General features: G+C 63.5%; 17 protein-coding genes and 1 tRNA gene. 7 read left to right on the top strand and 11 right to left on the bottom strand.

All coding sequences use genetic code 11. The annotated features are described in order from the left end of the window. Positions 1-50: 50 nt before the first annotated feature. The 3 genes from rsfS to XH98_RS17865 form a co-directional block, all read right to left on the bottom strand. A complete protein-coding gene (gene rsfS, locus XH98_RS17875; RefSeq protein WP_057740788.1) occupies positions 51-407 on the bottom strand; it encodes a ribosome silencing factor in 357 nt (118 codons plus the stop codon). A gap of 197 nt (positions 408-604) precedes the next feature. Then, positions 605-1,249: a nicotinate-nucleotide adenylyltransferase gene (locus XH98_RS17870; protein WP_271619440.1), complete on the bottom strand. Its 645-nt coding sequence runs from the start codon at positions 1,247-1,249 to the stop codon at positions 605-607. Between the two features lie 23 nt (positions 1,250-1,272). Further along, the gene (locus XH98_RS17865) at positions 1,273-2,568 is read right to left on the bottom strand and encodes a glutamate-5-semialdehyde dehydrogenase (protein ID WP_271619439.1); all 1,296 of its coding nucleotides are present in this window, start codon (positions 2,566-2,568) and stop codon (positions 1,273-1,275) included. A gap of 192 nt (positions 2,569-2,760) precedes the next feature. On the opposite strand from XH98_RS17865, the gene XH98_RS17860 reads away from it, so the two are divergent. Then, positions 2,761-3,039: a type II toxin-antitoxin system ParD family antitoxin gene (locus XH98_RS17860; protein WP_271619438.1), complete on the top strand. Its 279-nt coding sequence runs from the start codon at positions 2,761-2,763 to the stop codon at positions 3,037-3,039. Beyond that, positions 3,020-3,316, top strand: a complete 297-nt coding sequence (locus XH98_RS17855; RefSeq protein ID WP_271599624.1) for a type II toxin-antitoxin system RelE/ParE family toxin — start codon at positions 3,020-3,022, stop codon at positions 3,314-3,316. Before XH98_RS17860 ends, XH98_RS17855 begins: the two co-directional genes overlap by 20 nt. Positions 3,317-3,334: 18 nt before the next feature. Here XH98_RS17855 and proB read toward each other — a convergent pair whose 3' ends face one another. Then, entirely contained in the window at positions 3,335-4,456 is a 1,122-nt protein-coding gene (gene proB, locus XH98_RS17850) for a glutamate 5-kinase (protein WP_271599625.1), read from the bottom strand. Positions 4,457-4,624: 168 nt separating this feature from the next. Here proB and XH98_RS17845 point away from each other — a divergent pair, with 168 nt between their 5' ends. Together XH98_RS17845 and comJ are read left to right on the top strand one after the other, a co-directional pair. Then, entirely contained in the window at positions 4,625-5,593 is a 969-nt protein-coding gene (locus XH98_RS17845; protein WP_271619437.1) for a Bug family tripartite tricarboxylate transporter substrate binding protein, read from the top strand. 28 nt (positions 5,594-5,621) lie between these two features. Next, a complete protein-coding gene (gene comJ, locus XH98_RS17840; protein ID WP_271619436.1) occupies positions 5,622-6,128 on the top strand; it encodes a competence protein ComJ in 507 nt (168 codons plus the stop codon). A gap of 20 nt (positions 6,129-6,148) precedes the next feature. Here the strand turns inward: comJ and XH98_RS17835 are convergent, their stop codons facing one another. The 3 genes from XH98_RS17835 to XH98_RS17825 form a co-directional block, all read right to left on the bottom strand. Next, positions 6,149-7,783: an alkaline phosphatase family protein gene (locus tag XH98_RS17835; protein WP_271619435.1), complete on the bottom strand. Its 1,635-nt coding sequence runs from the start codon at positions 7,781-7,783 to the stop codon at positions 6,149-6,151. A 97-nt stretch (positions 7,784-7,880) separates the two neighbouring features. Then, the gene (gene obgE, locus XH98_RS17830; protein ID WP_057740805.1) at positions 7,881-8,921 is read right to left on the bottom strand and encodes a GTPase ObgE; all 1,041 of its coding nucleotides are present in this window, start codon (positions 8,919-8,921) and stop codon (positions 7,881-7,883) included. 86 nt (positions 8,922-9,007) lie between these two features. Beyond that, a complete protein-coding gene (locus XH98_RS17825) occupies positions 9,008-9,490 on the bottom strand; it encodes a MaoC family dehydratase (protein WP_271619434.1) in 483 nt (160 codons plus the stop codon). A gap of 121 nt (positions 9,491-9,611) precedes the next feature. Between XH98_RS17825 and XH98_RS17820 the strand changes: the two genes are divergently transcribed. Next, on the top strand, positions 9,612-10,526 hold the full coding sequence (locus XH98_RS17820; RefSeq protein ID WP_271619433.1) for a DMT family transporter: 915 nt from the start codon (positions 9,612-9,614) through the stop codon (positions 10,524-10,526). A 151-nt stretch (positions 10,527-10,677) separates the two neighbouring features. Here XH98_RS17820 and XH98_RS17815 read toward each other — a convergent pair whose 3' ends face one another. The 3 genes from XH98_RS17815 to rplU all read right to left on the bottom strand — a co-directional run bounded on the left by XH98_RS17815 (position 10,678) and on the right by rplU (position 12,187). Further along, entirely contained in the window at positions 10,678-11,271 is a 594-nt protein-coding gene (locus XH98_RS17815) for a GNAT family N-acetyltransferase (RefSeq protein ID WP_271599630.1), read from the bottom strand. Positions 11,272-11,426: 155 nt separating this feature from the next. After that, positions 11,427-11,696, bottom strand: coding sequence for a 50S ribosomal protein L27 (gene rpmA / locus XH98_RS17810; RefSeq protein ID WP_092234086.1), 270 nt, complete (start codon positions 11,694-11,696; stop codon positions 11,427-11,429). Positions 11,697-11,800: 104 nt separating this feature from the next. Next, positions 11,801-12,187 carry a 50S ribosomal protein L21 gene (gene rplU, locus XH98_RS17805; protein ID WP_057740817.1) on the bottom strand — a complete coding sequence of 129 codons (387 nt, stop codon included), beginning with the start codon at positions 12,185-12,187 and terminating at the stop codon, positions 11,801-11,803. Positions 12,188-12,509: 322 nt separating this feature from the next. On the opposite strand from rplU, the gene XH98_RS17800 reads away from it, so the two are divergent. After that, complete coding sequence (locus XH98_RS17800) at positions 12,510-13,679, top strand: ROK family protein (RefSeq protein ID WP_271619432.1); 1,170 nt, start codon at positions 12,510-12,512, stop codon at positions 13,677-13,679. A gap of 338 nt (positions 13,680-14,017) precedes the next feature. Here the strand turns inward: XH98_RS17800 and XH98_RS17795 are convergent, their stop codons facing one another. Beyond that, positions 14,018-14,881, bottom strand: coding sequence for an alpha/beta fold hydrolase (locus XH98_RS17795; RefSeq protein ID WP_271619431.1), 864 nt, complete (start codon positions 14,879-14,881; stop codon positions 14,018-14,020). 221 nt (positions 14,882-15,102) lie between these two features. Between XH98_RS17795 and XH98_RS17790 the strand changes: the two genes are divergently transcribed. After that, positions 15,103-15,192, top strand: a tRNA-Ser gene (locus tag XH98_RS17790). Positions 15,193-15,250: the final 58 nt, after the last annotated feature.

Raw genomic sequence — 15,250 nt, 5'->3', positions numbered from 1 at the left:
ATGCGCGTCAGCCGATTCGAAATCGGCCAAGCGGGCCTACCGGGTCGAGCCTAGATCGCCTTCGCCGCCCCTGGGCCCTGCGTGTACAACCGCTCGAGGTTGTAGAACTCACGGACCTCGGGTCTGAACACGTGCACGATCACATCGCCGGAATCGATCAGCACCCAGTCGCAATTGGGCAAGCCCTCGACATGGATGTTCTTGATGCCGCTTTCCTTGAGGCTCTTCGTCACGTTCTCCGCGATCGCGCCAACGTGCCGGTTCACACGGCCCGTGGTGACGATCATGTAGTCGGAGTATGCCGATTTGCCGCGAAGGTCGATGGTGACCGTCTCTTCCGCCTTCATATCCTCGAGGCGGGAGAGGATCAGGCTCAGCGTCTTGTCGGCGTCGGGTTGCGCCTTCAAGGCCGCAGCTTGGGTCGATGTTTTACGCGTAGGCTTGGCAACCTTGGGTAAAACAGACTTGGACAATACAGACGTGGTCAGGGACCATTCCTTTCACTGTATCGCGAACGCGAATCCGGCGTCCACTGGCTACACTACATCATGTGGGGTTAAGGGTTTCAATATGCCAGAGAGCCCGTAAATCCCCACATTGCGTCTCACTTCGTACCTTTCCAGCTTCCGTCCGGGTTCCTCAAGCCCGTCGAGGAGAGATTGAGCTTCAATCCGGTCAGAAAGACCCAGGCCGGCGCCGGCCGATCCGCAAGCAAGGCGGCTTCATTCTCCGGCAGGCGATAGCGCGCGAGCGCCTGGGCAGCGGGGGAGGCGAGGGCGCGGAAACTCTGCGGCGGACGGTCGATCACTGCCATCGGGACCTGGGCGGCGATGCGCCGCCAGTCCTGCCAACGATGGAATTGAGCGAGGTTGTCGGCGCCCATAATCCAGACAAAGCGCAAGCCCGGGAAGCGGCGGCGCAAGGTGTTGATCGTGTCGATAGTATAGCGGGTGCGAATGACGGATTCGAGACAGCTCACCTCGATCCGCGGGTCATCAGCGACGTCGCGCGCCGCCTGCATGCGCTCGCCGAGCTCGTGCAGATTGCCGTTCTCCTTGAGCGGATTGCCTGGGGTCACCAGCCACCAGACGCGATCGAGTTGCAATCGCGTCAAGGCGAAGCGGCTGATCGCGCGATGCGCCTGATGCGGCGGATTGAACGAGCCGCCGAGCAGGCCGATGCGCATGCCCCCGGTATGGGGCGGGACCGCTTGCGCCACGAAGCGCGGCACGACGAAATTTTGACTCAATGCCCCGCGCCTCGCGACATCGCTTACGGCCGCGTCTGTCCGGTGCCGTGAACGCGATATTTGAAGCTCGTCAATTGCTCGGCGCCAACAGGACCACGGGCGTGGAAGCGGCCGGTGGCGATGCCGATCTCGGCGCCAAAGCCGAACTCGCCGCCGTCGGCGAACTGCGTCGAGGCATTGTGCAGCACAATCGCGGAATCGACTTCGCTGAGGAATTTTCTCGCCGCAGCCTCATCCGAACTCACGATCGCATCGGTGTGGTGCGAGCCGTGGTCCTGGATGTGCGCGATCGCGCCGTCGATTCCGTCGACCACCTTTGCGGCGATGATCGCGTCGAGATATTCGGTGTCCCAATCGTCTTCGCTGGCAGGTTTTACGCGTGCGTCGGTTTTTTGCACGGCATCGTCACCGCGCACTTCGCAGCCGGCCTCGATCAGCATCTCGACCAGCGGCTTCAGAGCCTTGCCAGCAGCTGCGCGATCGACCAGCAGCGTTTCAGCGGCGCCACAGACGCCGGTGCGGCGCATTTTTGCGTTGAGCACGATCTCCTTCGCCATGGCGAGGTCGGCGCTGGCATCGACATAGACGTGGTTGACGCCTTCGAGATGCGCGAACACGGGCACGCGCGCTTCCTGCTCGACGCGCGCGACCAGGCTCTTGCCGCCGCGTGGCACGATCACGTCGATCGAGCCGTTCAGTCCGGACAGCATCATGCCGACCGCTGCGCGGTCGCGCGTCGGCACCAGCGTGATCGCAGCTTCGGGCAGGCCGGCTTCGCGCAGGCCCTGGACGAGACATTCGTGGATCGCGCGACAGGAGCGAAAGCTATCCGAGCCACCGCGCAGGATCACGGCATTGCCTGATTTCAAACAGAGCACGCCGGCATCTGCCGCAACGTTGGGTCGGCTCTCGAAGATCACGCCGACGACGCCGAGCGGCACGCGCACGCGCTCGATGGTCATGCCGTTGGGTCGCTGCCAGCTCTCGGTGACGATGCCGACGGGATCGGCGATGCCGCGCACGATTGCGATGCCCTCGGCCATGCCGTCGACTCGCGCCGGCGTCAGCGTCAGGCGATCGATGAAGGCGGAGGTCGCATCGCCCGAGGCGCGGGCTTCCGCAACATCCTCGGCATTGGCGGCGAGGATCGCAGCTGCGTTGGCGCGGATCGCTCGTTCCATGGCCTCCAGCGCCCGGTTCTTCTGCTCCGGCGGCGCCAGCGCCAGCACGCGCGCGGCGACGCGGGCACGGCTAGCGAGATCGGACATCAGCGCCTGAAGATCGGCATTGCCGTCAACGGCTTTGAGGGGGGCGGCCATGGGAGTTCAACCTTCTGCTAAGGCGGTGTCCTAGCACGGAAATCCCGCTTTTGCGAAGGGTGGGGAGGTATGGCAGGGGCCCAGCTGGCGCCGCCACGTCGGCCAATGGCCTGGTCATGCGCAAGCTCGGACGGAGCCTTGCGAGGCGCCCAAATATCAATAAATATCACTATCTGATAACGGAGCCGTCCCATGGCGAGCAGCTACAGCATTGGCAAGCATTTCGAGGACCTGATCGACAATCTGGTCGAGAGCGGCCGCTACGCCACCGCGAGCGAGGTGATGCGCGAAGGCCTGCGCCTCGTCGAGGAGCGCGAGGAGCGGCGCAAGGTCAAGCTGGAAGTGCTGCGGGAGGAAATCCAGAAGGGGTTTGACAGCGGACCGATGGAAGAAGTCGGTGACATGTTCGAGCGGATCAAGTCAGAAGGTCGGAAACGTCTGGCGGCCAAGAATGGCAAAAAGACCGCTTAAGAGTCCGCAGACAGAAATCGACCTTACGGCGATCTGGGATTATATCGCCGCAGATAATCCGCGAGCGGCCGACGCGCTGCTTGATCGCATCGACGCAACATTCAATATGTTGGCAGGCACACCATTTGCCGGCCGCGATCGCAGCGAATTACGCGCCGAGCTGCGAAGTTTTCCGGTCGGCAACCATTTGATCTTCTACATACCCACAGCTGACGGTGTTGAAGTTGTCCGAGTGATGCACGGCCGGCAGGATATCGGCGCCGACGACATGCAATAGTTGGCGGCCAGTTCGCCCTTACCCGCCCACCACCAGATCATCGCGGTGGATCATCTCGGAGCGCCCGCTGATGCCGAGGATGGTCATCACGTCAGGCGAGGAGCGGCCCTTGATCCGCTCGGCGACCTCGGCGTCATAGGCGATCAGGCCGCGGCCGATCTCGCTGGTGTCGGGGCCGCGGACGATGACGGCATCGCCGCGGGCGAACTGGCCCTCGACCTTGATCACGCCGGCCGGCAGCAGGCTGGCGCCGGCGCGCAGCGCGGTCACCGCGCCGGCGTCGATCGTCAGCGTCCCCTTCGGCTCGAGCGTGCCGGCGATCCAGCGTTTTCGCGAGGTGATGGGATTGGCTGGCGTCAGGAACCAGGTGCAGCGGCCGCCATTGGCGATCGCCTGCAGCGGATGCTCGATCTTGCCCGATGCGATCAGCATATGCGTGCCGCCAGTCGTGGCGATCTTGGCGGCCTCGACCTTGGTGCGCATGCCGCCGCGCGACAGCTCGGACTCGGCATCCCCGGCCACCGCCTCGATCTCCGAGGAGATGCTCTCGACCACCGGGATCAGCTTTGCGTTCGGGTTGTTCTTCGGCGGCGCGTCGTAGAGGCCGTCGATGTCGGACAGCAGCACCAGCAAATCGGCGCTCGCCATGGTGGCGACGCGCGCGGCGAGGCGGTCATTGTCGCCGTAGCGGATCTCGGTGGTGGCGACCGTATCGTTCTCGTTGATGACGGGGATGGCGCGCCACTCCAGGAGCTTGCCGATGGTGGAGCGGGCATTGAGATAGCGACGGCGCTCCTCGGTGTCCTGGAGTGTCACCAGGATCTGTCCGGCGCCGATGCCGTGGGCCCCGAGCACCTCCGACCAGATCCGCGCCAGCGCGATCTGGCCGACGGCGGCGGCGGCCTGGCTCTCCTCCAGTTTCAGCGGGCCGCGCGGCAGCTTGAGCCGGCTGCGGCCGAGCGCGATCGAGCCGGAGGACACCACGAGGACGTCGCGGCCCTCCCTGTGCAGCCTGGCCATGTCGTCGGCGAGCGCGGCGAGCCAGGACGCACGCACCTCGCCCCTGTCGGAATCGACCAGCAGCGCGGAGCCGACCTTGACGACGATGCGGCGGAATTGACTGAGTTCGGGGCTGGCCATGTGCGTATGTTTTGGCGCTACGGAAATTGTTCGGGTGAGGCCCGCTTTTGCAGCAGGACGATGGCCGGCGCAAGGCGGGCAGAACGGTAAACGGCGAAGGTCGGCCTTGTCTTGCCGGCCAGCCCGGTTCTAATGCCGCCAACCAATCGCGGGCTGGACGGGAAACGAATGGATCGCCGTAAATTCATGGCCGGATGTCTCGGTCTGCCGCTGCTGGCGCAGCAGGCGGGTGAGGCGCACGCGCAAGCCGGGCTGACAAAGATCATCTTCCCGTTCGCGGCGGGGGCGGGCGGCGACACGCTGTGCCGGCTGATCGCGCAGGAAATCGCCCCGATGCTGCAGCGGACCGTCGTGGTCGAGAACCGCACCGGCGGCGACGGCCTGATCGGCATCAAGGCGGTGAAGGGCGCGAGCCCCGACGGCAGCATGGTGCTGGTGACCACGGGGCCGACCATGTACCTGCTGCCGATGGTGGAGACGACGCCGAGCTTCGACACGGCGAAGGATTTCATGCCGGTGTCGCTGCTGGCGCGGTTCGAGTTTGCGCTGGTGGTTGGCCCGGCCATGGATGTCGCCGACTTCAAGGGATTCGTCGCGTGGCTGAAGGCGCATCCCGTCAAGACCTCGTTCGGCGTGCCGAGCAACGGCACCATTCCGCACTTCGCCGGCTCGAAGCTGGAGAAGGATCTCGGCATTGCCCTGACGCGCGTGCCCTATCGCGGCAGCGCGCCGATCCTCAATGACATCATCGGCGGTCATATCTCATTCGGCATTACGACATTGGCGGATGCGCTGCCGCAGCATCGCGCCAAGGGCGTCAAGATCATCGCGATCAGTAGCGCCGAGCGTTCGCCGTTTGCGCCCGAGGTGCCGACGCTGAAGGAGAGCGGCATCGATCTCGTTGCCGATGCCTGGTACGGCATGTGGCTTCCCGCCGGCAGCCCGCCGGAATTCGCCAGCAAGCTCGGCGCCGCCGCGAGTGCGGTGCTTGCCAAGCCCGAGGTGAAGGAGAAGCTCACGGCGATCGGGCTGATCCCGGTCGGCAGCAGCGCGGATGGCCTGACCAAGGAGCTCGCCGCCAACATCGCACTATGGCAGCCGATCGTGAAGGCGACGGGGTATAAGATCGAGAATTGAACCGAAATCGTGAATGAGGCCCCCGCTCATGGAACGGCATCTGCTTGGCGCTGCGCGGCTGTTTGCGAGTCACTATCAGATCGTCGTGTGCGACGATCCGCACAGACCGCTCAGTGCTGATGAAAATTGGAACGACGAGAAAACCAAACGGGGCTTTGCAGGAGCGCCGACTTTTCGCATGATTGGTACCGAAGCTCATCTCAATGATCACTGGATTGAGCTTGTGGCAGCCGATCAGCCGCCTTCCTTCGACGAATGGCAGCGTATCACCTGCGTGCACTTCCGATCCGAGAGCGGTCGCATCCACGTCATGTCAGTGATCGACAATGAGCCTGCATATTCCGCAGACGTGAAACCGGGCGATTATTCGATCTATGCGGCCGCACAAAATCTTGGAATCGATCAGTTGAGCCTCGGAGAAAGCACGAAGCTTGCGGATATCGAATTTGCCGAGCGGAGAGACGTTGAGTGGTACCGTCTCTTTCTGGTGCCCGGCAAGCCGGAATTCGAAGGGCGGCTTGTTGACCGGTCTTAAGTTGTGCTTGGCTTTGATGGTCACATCTTCGCGCGCTGGGCGATGCCGTCCTTGATCGCGGCAAGCTCCGCTTCGTCCCAGATGCCGATCAGGATCCCGCCCTTCACCTGGAGCTGGTTGTCGGCATAGTTCGCGATCCTCTCGCGCGGCGTGGTGATGTGGTCGTTCGGATGCAGCGCCCAGTCGAACAGGTCGGCCTGGAGCCGCGAGATGATCGCAGCGCATTCCGGATCGTCGCCGCGATCGACATATTCGTCGGGGTCGGTTTCGAGGTCGTACAGCATCGGGCGGAAGCCGGAGGCGTGGATGTATTTCCAGCGGCCGTCGAACACCATGAACAGGCGGCAGCGCTCGATCGGCTGGTTCAGCTTCAGCCGGACGTCCTGCATGGAATAGTCGTATTCGGAGAACGCCACCTTGCGCCAATCGGCTGGCCTCTCGCCGCGGAGCAGCGGCAGCAGCGAACGTCCTTCGAGGATGTGGCCCGGCACCTTGCCGCCGAAATAATCGACGAAGGTCGGCGCGAGATCGATGCCCTCGACCAGTGCATCGCTGCGCGTGCCCCGCGTCGCGTCGGCCTCCTGCGAGGGATCGATGATGATCAGAGGGATCTTTGCGGACTGCTCGTGGAACAGATCCTTCTCGCCCATCCAGTGATCGCCGAGATAGTCGCCATGATCGGAGGTGAACACGATCATGGTGGTTTCCAGGAGGCCGAGCGCCTGCAGAAACTTCATCAGCACGCCCATCTGGTCGTCGATCTGGGTGATCAGGCCCATATAGGTCGGGATCACCTTCTCTCTCGCCTCGTCGCGCGCCATGTTGCGGGAGTAGCGCATGTCCATGTAGGCGCCGAACACCGGATGCGGATTTTGCCGCTCGCGCATCGAGCGGATCACCGGGATCATGTCCTCGGTCGAATACATGCTGGCATAGGGCTCGGGCGCGATGTAGGGCCAGTGCGGCTTGATGTAGGACAGATGCAGGCACCAGGGCCGGCCATCGGTCTCGGCCTCGCGGATGAAATCCATCGCGCGCCGCGTCATGTAGGGCGTCTCGGAATGCTCGTCCGGCACGCGCGCGGCCTTGTCGGCATGCACCAGCAGCCAGCCGTTCTGCAACGAGCCATCTTCGGCTGCGCCTGAATTGGCCCAATGCTCCCACGGATTGGGGGCCTCAAAACCGTGCTTTCGCAGATATTCGTCGTATCTCGGGCGTGGCCGGCCGCTCGGATGCAATCCGTCGTCGCGCTCATAGGGCTCGAAGCCGCATTCGGCGACATGCACGCCGATGACGGATTCCGGCGGGATGCCGAGCGCCTTCATGCCTTCGAGGTCGGGCGCCATGTGGGTCTTGCCGACCAGCACGTTGCGCACGCCGATCTTGTTGAGGTGATCGCCGAGCGTGGGCTCACCGACACGCAGCGGCCAGCCGTTCCAGTGCGAGCCGTGCGAGCGCATGTAGCGGCCGGTATAGAACGACATCCGCGAGGGCCCGCAGATCGGCGACTGCACGTAAGCCTTGGTGAAGAGCACGCCACGCCTGGCCATGGCGTCGATGTTCGGTGTCTTCAGCGTCGGATGGCCGGTGCATCCGAGATAATCGTAGCGAAGCTGGTCGCACATGATCCAGAGAACGTTCTTCGCGCGCGCCATGCGTCATCCCTGAAATTTCTTGATTGTTGGATGCTGCGCTATCGAGGGCGCGAAGACAAGCCAGCGGTGCGCGTACTCTCGGCCACGCATTCCAATGTCAGGCCGACCACGGCTCCGCTTCGGCCGCACTCTTGGCCTTGGCTGACACCGGGGCCTCGCCGATCACATCGACCAGCGCGCGCAGCGCTTCCTTGACGCCCTGGCCCGTCGCGCCCGAGATCAGCAGCGGCGTCTTCTTTGCGGCGCGCTTCAGCCGGTCCTTCTGCTTCTTCAATTCGTCCGGCTCGACCGCGTCGATCTTGTTCAGCGCGACGATTTCGATCTTGTCGGTGAGCAGCCCGCCATAGGCGTCGAGCTCCTTGCGCACGGTCTTGTAGGCCTTGCCGGCATGCTCGCTTGTCGCGTCGACCAGATGCAGCAGCACGCGGCAGCGCTCGACATGGCCGAGAAAGCGGTCCCCTAAGCCGGTGCCTTCATGCGCGCCTTCGATCAGGCCGGGAATGTCGGCGAGCACGAATTCGCGGCCGTCGGCATTCACGACGCCGAGCTGCGGATGCAGCGTGGTGAAGGGATAGTCCGCGATCTTCGGCCGCGCGGCGCTGACCTTGGAGAGGAAGGTCGACTTGCCGGCATTGGGCATGCCGACGAGGCCGGCGTCGGCGATCAGCTTCAGCCGCAGCCAGATCCAGCGCTCTTCGCCCGGCTGGCCGGGATTGGCGTTGCGCGGCGCGCGGTTGGTCGAGGATTTGAAATGCGCGTTGCCGAAGCCGCCATTGCCGCCTTCGGCCAGCACGAACTTCTCGCCGACCTTGGTGAAGTCGTGGATCAGCGTCTCGCGATCCTCGTCGAAGATCTGCGTGCCCAGGGGGACCTTCAGCACGATGTTCTTGCCGTTGGCGCCGTGGCGGTCCGAGCCCATGCCGTTCTCGCCCTTCTGGGCCTTGAAGTGCTGCTGGTAGCGGTAGTCGATCAGCGTGTTGAGGCCGTCGGCGACCTCGATGATCACGTTGCCGCCGCGGCCGCCATTGCCGCCGGAGGGACCGCCGAACTCAATGAACTTCTCGCGGCGGAACGCCACGCAGCCGTTGCCGCCGTCACCGGAGCGGATATAGACCTTTGCTTCGTCGAGGAATTTCATGGGCCATAGGTAGGCCAGCCTGACACCCGGGGCAACCCGGGTTTGCCCGCAAATCGGCCGAAATTTGAGCGATTTAGGCCCCTCGCTTAACCAGCCGGCCGGCGCCGGATCAGGAATTTCTGGGTGCCTTCCAGCACCAGCTCCTTGCGCTGGTTGAACACCGTGCTGCGAAGCGTCACCGTGCCGGTCGTGCGGCCGGGCACGAGCTCGGTGACCTCGAGCGCGGGATAGATCGTGTCGTCGGCGAAGACGGGCTTGAGGAACCGGCTCGACTGCTCGAGGAAGCCGACCAGGGACTCCTCGACCATGAATGGAAACAGCCCGGCGCCGGGCGCGGTATGGATCAGCGTCTGGAAGCCGTGGGCGAGCAGATGCGGCATGCCGCGGGCGCGGCAATATTCCACATCATAGTGCACCGGGTGGGTGTCGCCGCTCGCGGTCTGAAAGGCCGCGAACACCGCGCTGGTCTGGGTCCGGCTCGGCAGCAAGAAGCGCTCGCCGACAACGAAATCCTCAAACCAGCGTTGCGCGGGCATCATGCGGTGCTGGGCCGGGTCGAAATCCATCATGACGCAAGCTCTTGTCTCGGTGAGGTGCTTATCGCTACCGCGATGCGACGGGTGCGACAATCCGTTCAATTCGGCTTGTGCGGGCTTGTCGCGGCGGCCTGCTTCATTAAAACGGCGCTCAATGCCCTTCTTCAAGAAACTCTCCGCCTATGACGACCGCTCGGCGCGCCTCGCTGGCATCGCTCTCATGGTGCTGTCGATCTCGATGTTCTCGTTCGGCGACGCCATCGGCAAATTCCTGGTCGGGACGTATTCGGTGGGGCAGCTCCTGTTCCTGCGCGCAAGCGCGGCGCTGCTGCTGCTGTCGCCGATGATCTGGCGGCAGCGTCACCAGTTCCTGCATCTGGAGCGGCCGGGCCTGCAGCTGTTTCGCGTCGTGCTGTCGACGCTGGAGGTCGCCGCCTTCTTCCTGGCGACGGTCTACCTGCCGCTCGCCGACGTCATCACCTATTATCTCGCCGGCCCGATTTTCGTCACCGCGATGTCGGCCATTTTTCTTGGCGAGAAGGTCGGCTGGCGGCGCTGGACCGCGATCCTGGTCGGCTTCTGCGGCGTTGTGATCGCGCTGCGGCCGTCGGCGCAGACGGTGAGCCTGCCGGCGCTGATCGCGCTCGGCGGCAGTCTTTCCTTTGCAACCTTGATGCTGATCACCCGCAGCCTGCGCAAGACGCCCGACATCGTGATGGCGTCCTCGCAATTCATCGGCACGTTCTCGCTGGGTGCCGTGCTGTCGGCCTTCCACTGGGTGCCGCCGACGCCAGGCAGCCTGGTGTTCTTCGTGCTGGCCGGATGCATCTCGGTGACGGCGCGGTTCTGCGTCAACCGCTCGCTCAAGCTCGCGCCGGCGAGCGTCGTGGTGCCCTATCAATATTCGATGATCGTGTGGGCGGTGATCTTCGGCTTCGTCGTGTTCGGCGACGTGCCGTCCATCGCCACCATCATCGGCGCCGCCATCATCATCGGCGCCGGGTTCTATATTTACTTGCGCGAGCGCGATTTGGGTCGCGCAAGTGAAGAGGTGAATCCACCGGTGTAGCCACAACCCCGCTGTCGTCCCGGCGAAGGCCGGGACCCATACCCCCAGGGAGCGGTTTGGCGAAGACTCGGGGTGGGAGCCTTCGCCTCACGACCATTCGTGGTTATGGGTCCCGGCCTTCGCCGGGACGACTCGTGGTGAGAGTTGGCCCCTACCTCACCCGTCTCGCGCTGCTCCAGCTCTTCAGCGACGACCACACGCCGCGGGAGAGGCGGAAGCAGTCGACCGGGGTCGAGGAACCCAGCGCCAGGAAGCGATGCAGCTGCACGCCGCTCCACTGGAAGCCGCACTTCTCCAGCACGTTGCGCGAGGCCGGATTGGTGACGCGCGCACCGGCATAGAGATGGTCGTCCTCGAACTCCTCGAAGAAGAAATCGATGGCGCCGCGCGCGGCCTCGGTGGCAAAGCCCCGGCCCCAATGCTCGACGCCGAGCCAATAGCCGAGCTCGGCATTGTCGGGCGTGGAGCGGTCGATGCCGACCATGCCGATCGGCCCGCTGTCGTGCTCGATCAGGAACACGGTCTCAGCTCCGAGCGCGGCAATGTGCCTGATAAAGGCGACGGCATCGTCCAGCGAATAGGGATGGGGCAGGCGGCGGGTGTTTTCAGCGACACGGCGGTCGTTGGCGAGGCGGGCGATGGTGTGGGCGTCGGCAAGGGTCGGCCGTCGCAAGGTCAGCCGTTCGGTGGCGACGACGCTGGGTCTCGCCTCGGCCAAGGTCACGCCTAGAAAGTCCTGCAACATGTCCGGCTCCGCTGGAAGTCACTAAGTCAAAAGTGATTTGGTCAAACGAAAAGGGAGGCCGGTTTCCCTGCCTCCCCTGGAGCCTTCGATCTGTTCGATCTTTCGGACTCCGCCGGTTCGGTCAAGGACCCGGCGGACTCCATATGATCCACCGTCTATTCAGCCGCCTCTGCGAGCGGGAGCACCGCTACGAAGGTGCGTCCGTTGGCTTTGGCCTGGAATTCAACACGACCCTCGATCTTGGCGAACAGAGTGTGGTCCGTGCCCATGCCCACGTTGAGGCCGGGATGCCAGGTGGTGCCGCGCTGACGCGCAATGATGTTGCCGGGGATCACGCGCTCCCCGCCGAACACCTTGATGCCAAGGCGCTTACCCTTTGAATCGCGACCGTTGCGCGATGAACCGCCTGCCTTTTTGTGAGCCATGGCTCGTCTCCGAAATCCTGCGTATCTTCTAGGTCAATTCCTTGACGGAATCATTTCAAAACGTCGCACGCCTCAATTCGTGAATGGGCGTGATCGTTTCAGGTTTACTCGGCAGCTTCCGCTGCAGGCGCCTTGGCAACCTTTTCCTTCTTCGGACGCGGGCCCTTGGTGGGCTTGGCGCCGTCGGCCAGGATCTCGGAGATGCGGAGCACCGTGATCTCGTCGCGATAGCCGCGCTTGCGGCGCGAATTCTTGCGGCGGCGCTTCTTGAACGCGATGACCTTGGGGCCGCGCTTGTGGTCGAGCACCTCGACCGCAACGGAGGCACCGGCCACCGTCGGAGCGCCCAGCACCGGCGTGTCGCCGCCGAGCACCAGAACTTCATTCAACTGCACGATCGAGCCGACTTCGCCTTCGATCTTGCCAACTTCCAGGACATCATCCGGCACGACGCGGTATTGCTTGCCGCCGGTTTTGATGACTGCGAACATCGTTTTTTTCCTTCGTGTTCAATCCCGACCTCATGACTATCTGCCAGGGGCCGGCTTTTTGTCAGTCGCTATGGGTTAATGCGTTTTGTGCGGGCGGGGATTATCCCTTTGAAAACCCACGCAAAAACATGCGGCGCGAGAAACGCCCCGCGCCGGTTGTGCGGACTTATAGCCGCAAGTCGCCAAGAGTCAAGGAAAAGCGGGCGAAAAAGGCCCGGATTAGAAGGATTTGGCCAGACCGCCCGAATTGCCGCAGCCGAGCAACCAACCGGTTCCCCCGCCGTTGTCTTTCCAAATCCGAACACGCGGGCAAGGGCATTTCATGGCAACGGACGAACTGGTCAAGACCACGGGCATCGCCAATCACGGCGGCGAGCGGCTGCCATCGGTCGACATCGACAGCTTCAATATCGAGCTGAAGGACGACGACGGTTTTCTCGGCGACCGCGCCAGCAAGGGCGCGTTCCGCGAGATCCTCGAGCGCTGGCGCAAGCCGCTGCGCAAGACGGGCGAGGACCCGTTCGGCAAGGAGCCGTCGGAGAACATCAGCAAGAAGACGCTGGATTCCATCCTGATCAGCGACGACGTCGAAGCCTCCGCCGTGGTGCACAGCGCCATCGAGGAGTTCGCCCAGGAGCTCGCTTATGTCACGCGCCGGTTCCTGAAGACCAAAGCCTGGGCCAAGACCGAGCGCATCGTGGTCGGCGGCGGCTTTCGCGATTCCAGGCTCGGCGAGCTCGCGATCGCGCGCGCCGAGATCATCCTGAAAGCCGAAGACTTCAAGATCGACATGGTGCCGATCCGGCATCACCCCGACGAGGCCGGCCTGATCGGCGCGCTGCATCTGGCGCCCTCGTGGATTTTCGAGGCCTATGACAGCATCCTCGCGGTCGATATCGGCGGCACCAACATTCGTTGCGGCCTGGTGGAGACGGGCTGGAAGAAGGCCAAGGACCTCTCGAAGGCCAAGGTCGTGAAATCAGAGCTGTGGCGGCATGCCGACGACGAGCCGACGCGCGAGGGCGCGGTGAAGCGGCTCACCAAGATGCTGAAGGGGCTGATCACCGAAGCTGAAAAAGACGGCTTCAAGCTCGCGCCCTTCATCGGCATCGCCTGTCCCGGCGTGATCAACGCGGACGGGTCCATCGAAAAGGGCGCGCAGAATCTGCCGGGCAATTGGGAGAGCAGCAAGTTCAACCTGCCGGCGAGTTTGATCGAGGGCATCCCTGCGATCGGCGAGCACGACACCGCGATCGTGATGCACAATGACGGCGTGGTTCAGGGCCTCTCCGAGGTGCCGTTCATGCAGGACGTCGATCGCTGGGGCGTGCTCACCATCGGCACCGGCCTTGGCAATGCGCGTTTCACCAACCGCCACCGCGACAGCGGCAACGGCAAGGACCGGGATGCCGCGGAGGGGAAGAAAAAGGCGAAGGAAAACAACAAAGAAAACAACAAGGAAAACAACAAGGACTCTGCCAAGGCGGACTAGCCAGCGTTTGGACACCGGTTCACGTCAGGAAAACGCGTCACCAGAGTAACCTTGACTGGTTAGGTTAAGGACAACTTTGCGTTGCAGTTCCCGGAACGCACGCTAGGGTGGAACCGTCGCCTCACGCAGGCCTGCGAAGCCGCCCTTCCTGGCCAGCATTTCGATTGAAGCGGCACGGGACCGCCAGTGTTTACCGCGTCTGGCGGTCCCACCCCGTTTTTCTTGCTTCCGTGGGGTCTGATATCTCGCCGCACATTGCGCCGTCATCCTGAGGGCCCGCCGAAGGCGGGCGTCTCGAAGGATGGCCGCGGGCGCGCATCTCCCAGCGCTTTCGCCCCTCAACTCCACCCGATCCGCTGAAAGAACCCCGCGATCTCCGCCGCCGCCCGATCCGGATCCTCCCGATGCGGGAAGTGCCCGACGCCGGGAAACATCCCGAGATCAAGATCGCTGAACGTCTCTCCCAGCCGATCAGTCCATTCATACGGAAACAGCGGATCGTGCTCGGCCCAGCGCACGCAGGTCGGCACATGAATCGGCGGCATCCGCGGCGCCTCCCCCTTCATCATCGCGATGCGCCCGGCATGCGAGGCGCGATAATGCGCAAAGCCGCCGGCGAGATTGCCATCCCTGAAGTAAGTGTCGCCGAACAGATCGAGCAAGTCGTCGAAGGCGTCCTTGCGATGCGCCCAACCTTCAAGGAAGTGCGCGATATAGAGCCGGCAGCTTTCGCGGCTCGCGCCAACGAGCCGAGGGGCCATCTCCATCTGCTGGAACGACTGGTACCAGATGTGGTTGAGCCTTTCAGGCGCCGCCATCCGCGGCCCGATCCCGGGATAGACGAAATCGAACAAGAACAGCCCCGCCAGCCGCTCGGGCGCGGCTCGCGCCAGCGGCTGCATCACCGCGCCACCGACGTCATGGCCGACCACCGCGAATCGCTCGATGCCGAGCCCGTCCATCAGCGCGAGCATGTCGGCAGCATGGCCGTCAGGCCCGTAAGCGCCATCAGGCTTGTCGCTGTCACCAAAGCCGCGCAAATCAGGCGCGATCAGGCTGAAACGGCCCGAAAGCCGCGAGATCACCGGCTCCCAGGTCAGCCAGAATTCCGGCCACCCATGCAGCAAAAGCAGCGGTTTTCCGCTGCCGGCGCGGACCACATGGAATTTGGCGCCATTGGCAGAGATGGTGAGGTGCTCCATGGCAGTTCCTTACCTTGCAGAAGCGTTTTCAAGCGAACTGGACCCCGGTTCGCGTCAAGAAAACGCGTCAAATAGGAATCCGGAGCCCGGCGAACGGGCTCCGGGCTGGTGCGAGCCCAAAACAGGCAGCGGATTTTCCCCTTTCGCGCCTTGTCTGGCCCGCCATCCTCGCTTATGAACGCCCCCAACCACAGGGGCCCTGCCTCTATATGGCGCCTTCAGGAGAGGTGGCAGAGTGGTTGAATGCACCGCACTCGAAATGCGGCATAGGTGCAAGCCTATCGGGGGTTCGAATCCCTCCCTCTCCGCCATAAACCGCACCTTCAGACGCGACTACGGAACTCTCCAAAAAGTTGCGAAGAGTGGATT

This window comes from Bradyrhizobium sp. CCBAU 51745, from assembly GCF_028128715.1.
Lineage (GTDB): Bacteria > Pseudomonadota > Alphaproteobacteria > Rhizobiales > Xanthobacteraceae > Bradyrhizobium > Bradyrhizobium manausense.
Note: the sequence above shows the minus strand (reverse complement) of the source record. Positions and strands in the feature narration are given on the sequence as shown.

Coding starts and splice junctions, on each gene's coding strand:
- XH98_RS17845 (WP_271619437.1), top strand. CDS start 4,625: ATGGATCGCCGTAAATTCATGGCCGGATGTCTCGGTCTGCCGCTGCTG.
- XH98_RS17860 (WP_271619438.1), top strand. CDS start 2,761: ATGGCGAGCAGCTACAGCATTGGCAAGCATTTCGAGGACCTGATCGAC.
- obgE (WP_057740805.1), bottom strand. CDS start 8,921: ATGAAATTCCTCGACGAAGCAAAGGTCTATATCCGCTCCGGTGACGGC.
- XH98_RS17825 (WP_271619434.1), bottom strand. CDS start 9,490: ATGATGGATTTCGACCCGGCCCAGCACCGCATGATGCCCGCGCAACGC.
- XH98_RS17820 (WP_271619433.1), top strand. CDS start 9,612: ATGCCCTTCTTCAAGAAACTCTCCGCCTATGACGACCGCTCGGCGCGC.
- rplU (WP_057740817.1), bottom strand. CDS start 12,187: ATGTTCGCAGTCATCAAAACCGGCGGCAAGCAATACCGCGTCGTGCCG.
- XH98_RS17865 (WP_271619439.1), bottom strand. CDS start 2,568: ATGGCCGCCCCCCTCAAAGCCGTTGACGGCAATGCCGATCTTCAGGCG.
- XH98_RS17835 (WP_271619435.1), bottom strand. CDS start 7,783: ATGGCGCGCGCGAAGAACGTTCTCTGGATCATGTGCGACCAGCTTCGC.
- XH98_RS17855 (WP_271599624.1), top strand. CDS start 3,020: ATGGCAAAAAGACCGCTTAAGAGTCCGCAGACAGAAATCGACCTTACG.
- XH98_RS17795 (WP_271619431.1), bottom strand. CDS start 14,881: ATGGAGCACCTCACCATCTCTGCCAATGGCGCCAAATTCCATGTGGTC.
- proB (WP_271599625.1), bottom strand. CDS start 4,456: ATGGCCAGCCCCGAACTCAGTCAATTCCGCCGCATCGTCGTCAAGGTC.
- rpmA (WP_092234086.1), bottom strand. CDS start 11,696: ATGGCTCACAAAAAGGCAGGCGGTTCATCGCGCAACGGTCGCGATTCA.
- XH98_RS17800 (WP_271619432.1), top strand. CDS start 12,510: ATGGCAACGGACGAACTGGTCAAGACCACGGGCATCGCCAATCACGGC.
- XH98_RS17815 (WP_271599630.1), bottom strand. CDS start 11,271: ATGTTGCAGGACTTTCTAGGCGTGACCTTGGCCGAGGCGAGACCCAGC.
- comJ (WP_271619436.1), top strand. CDS start 5,622: ATGGAACGGCATCTGCTTGGCGCTGCGCGGCTGTTTGCGAGTCACTAT.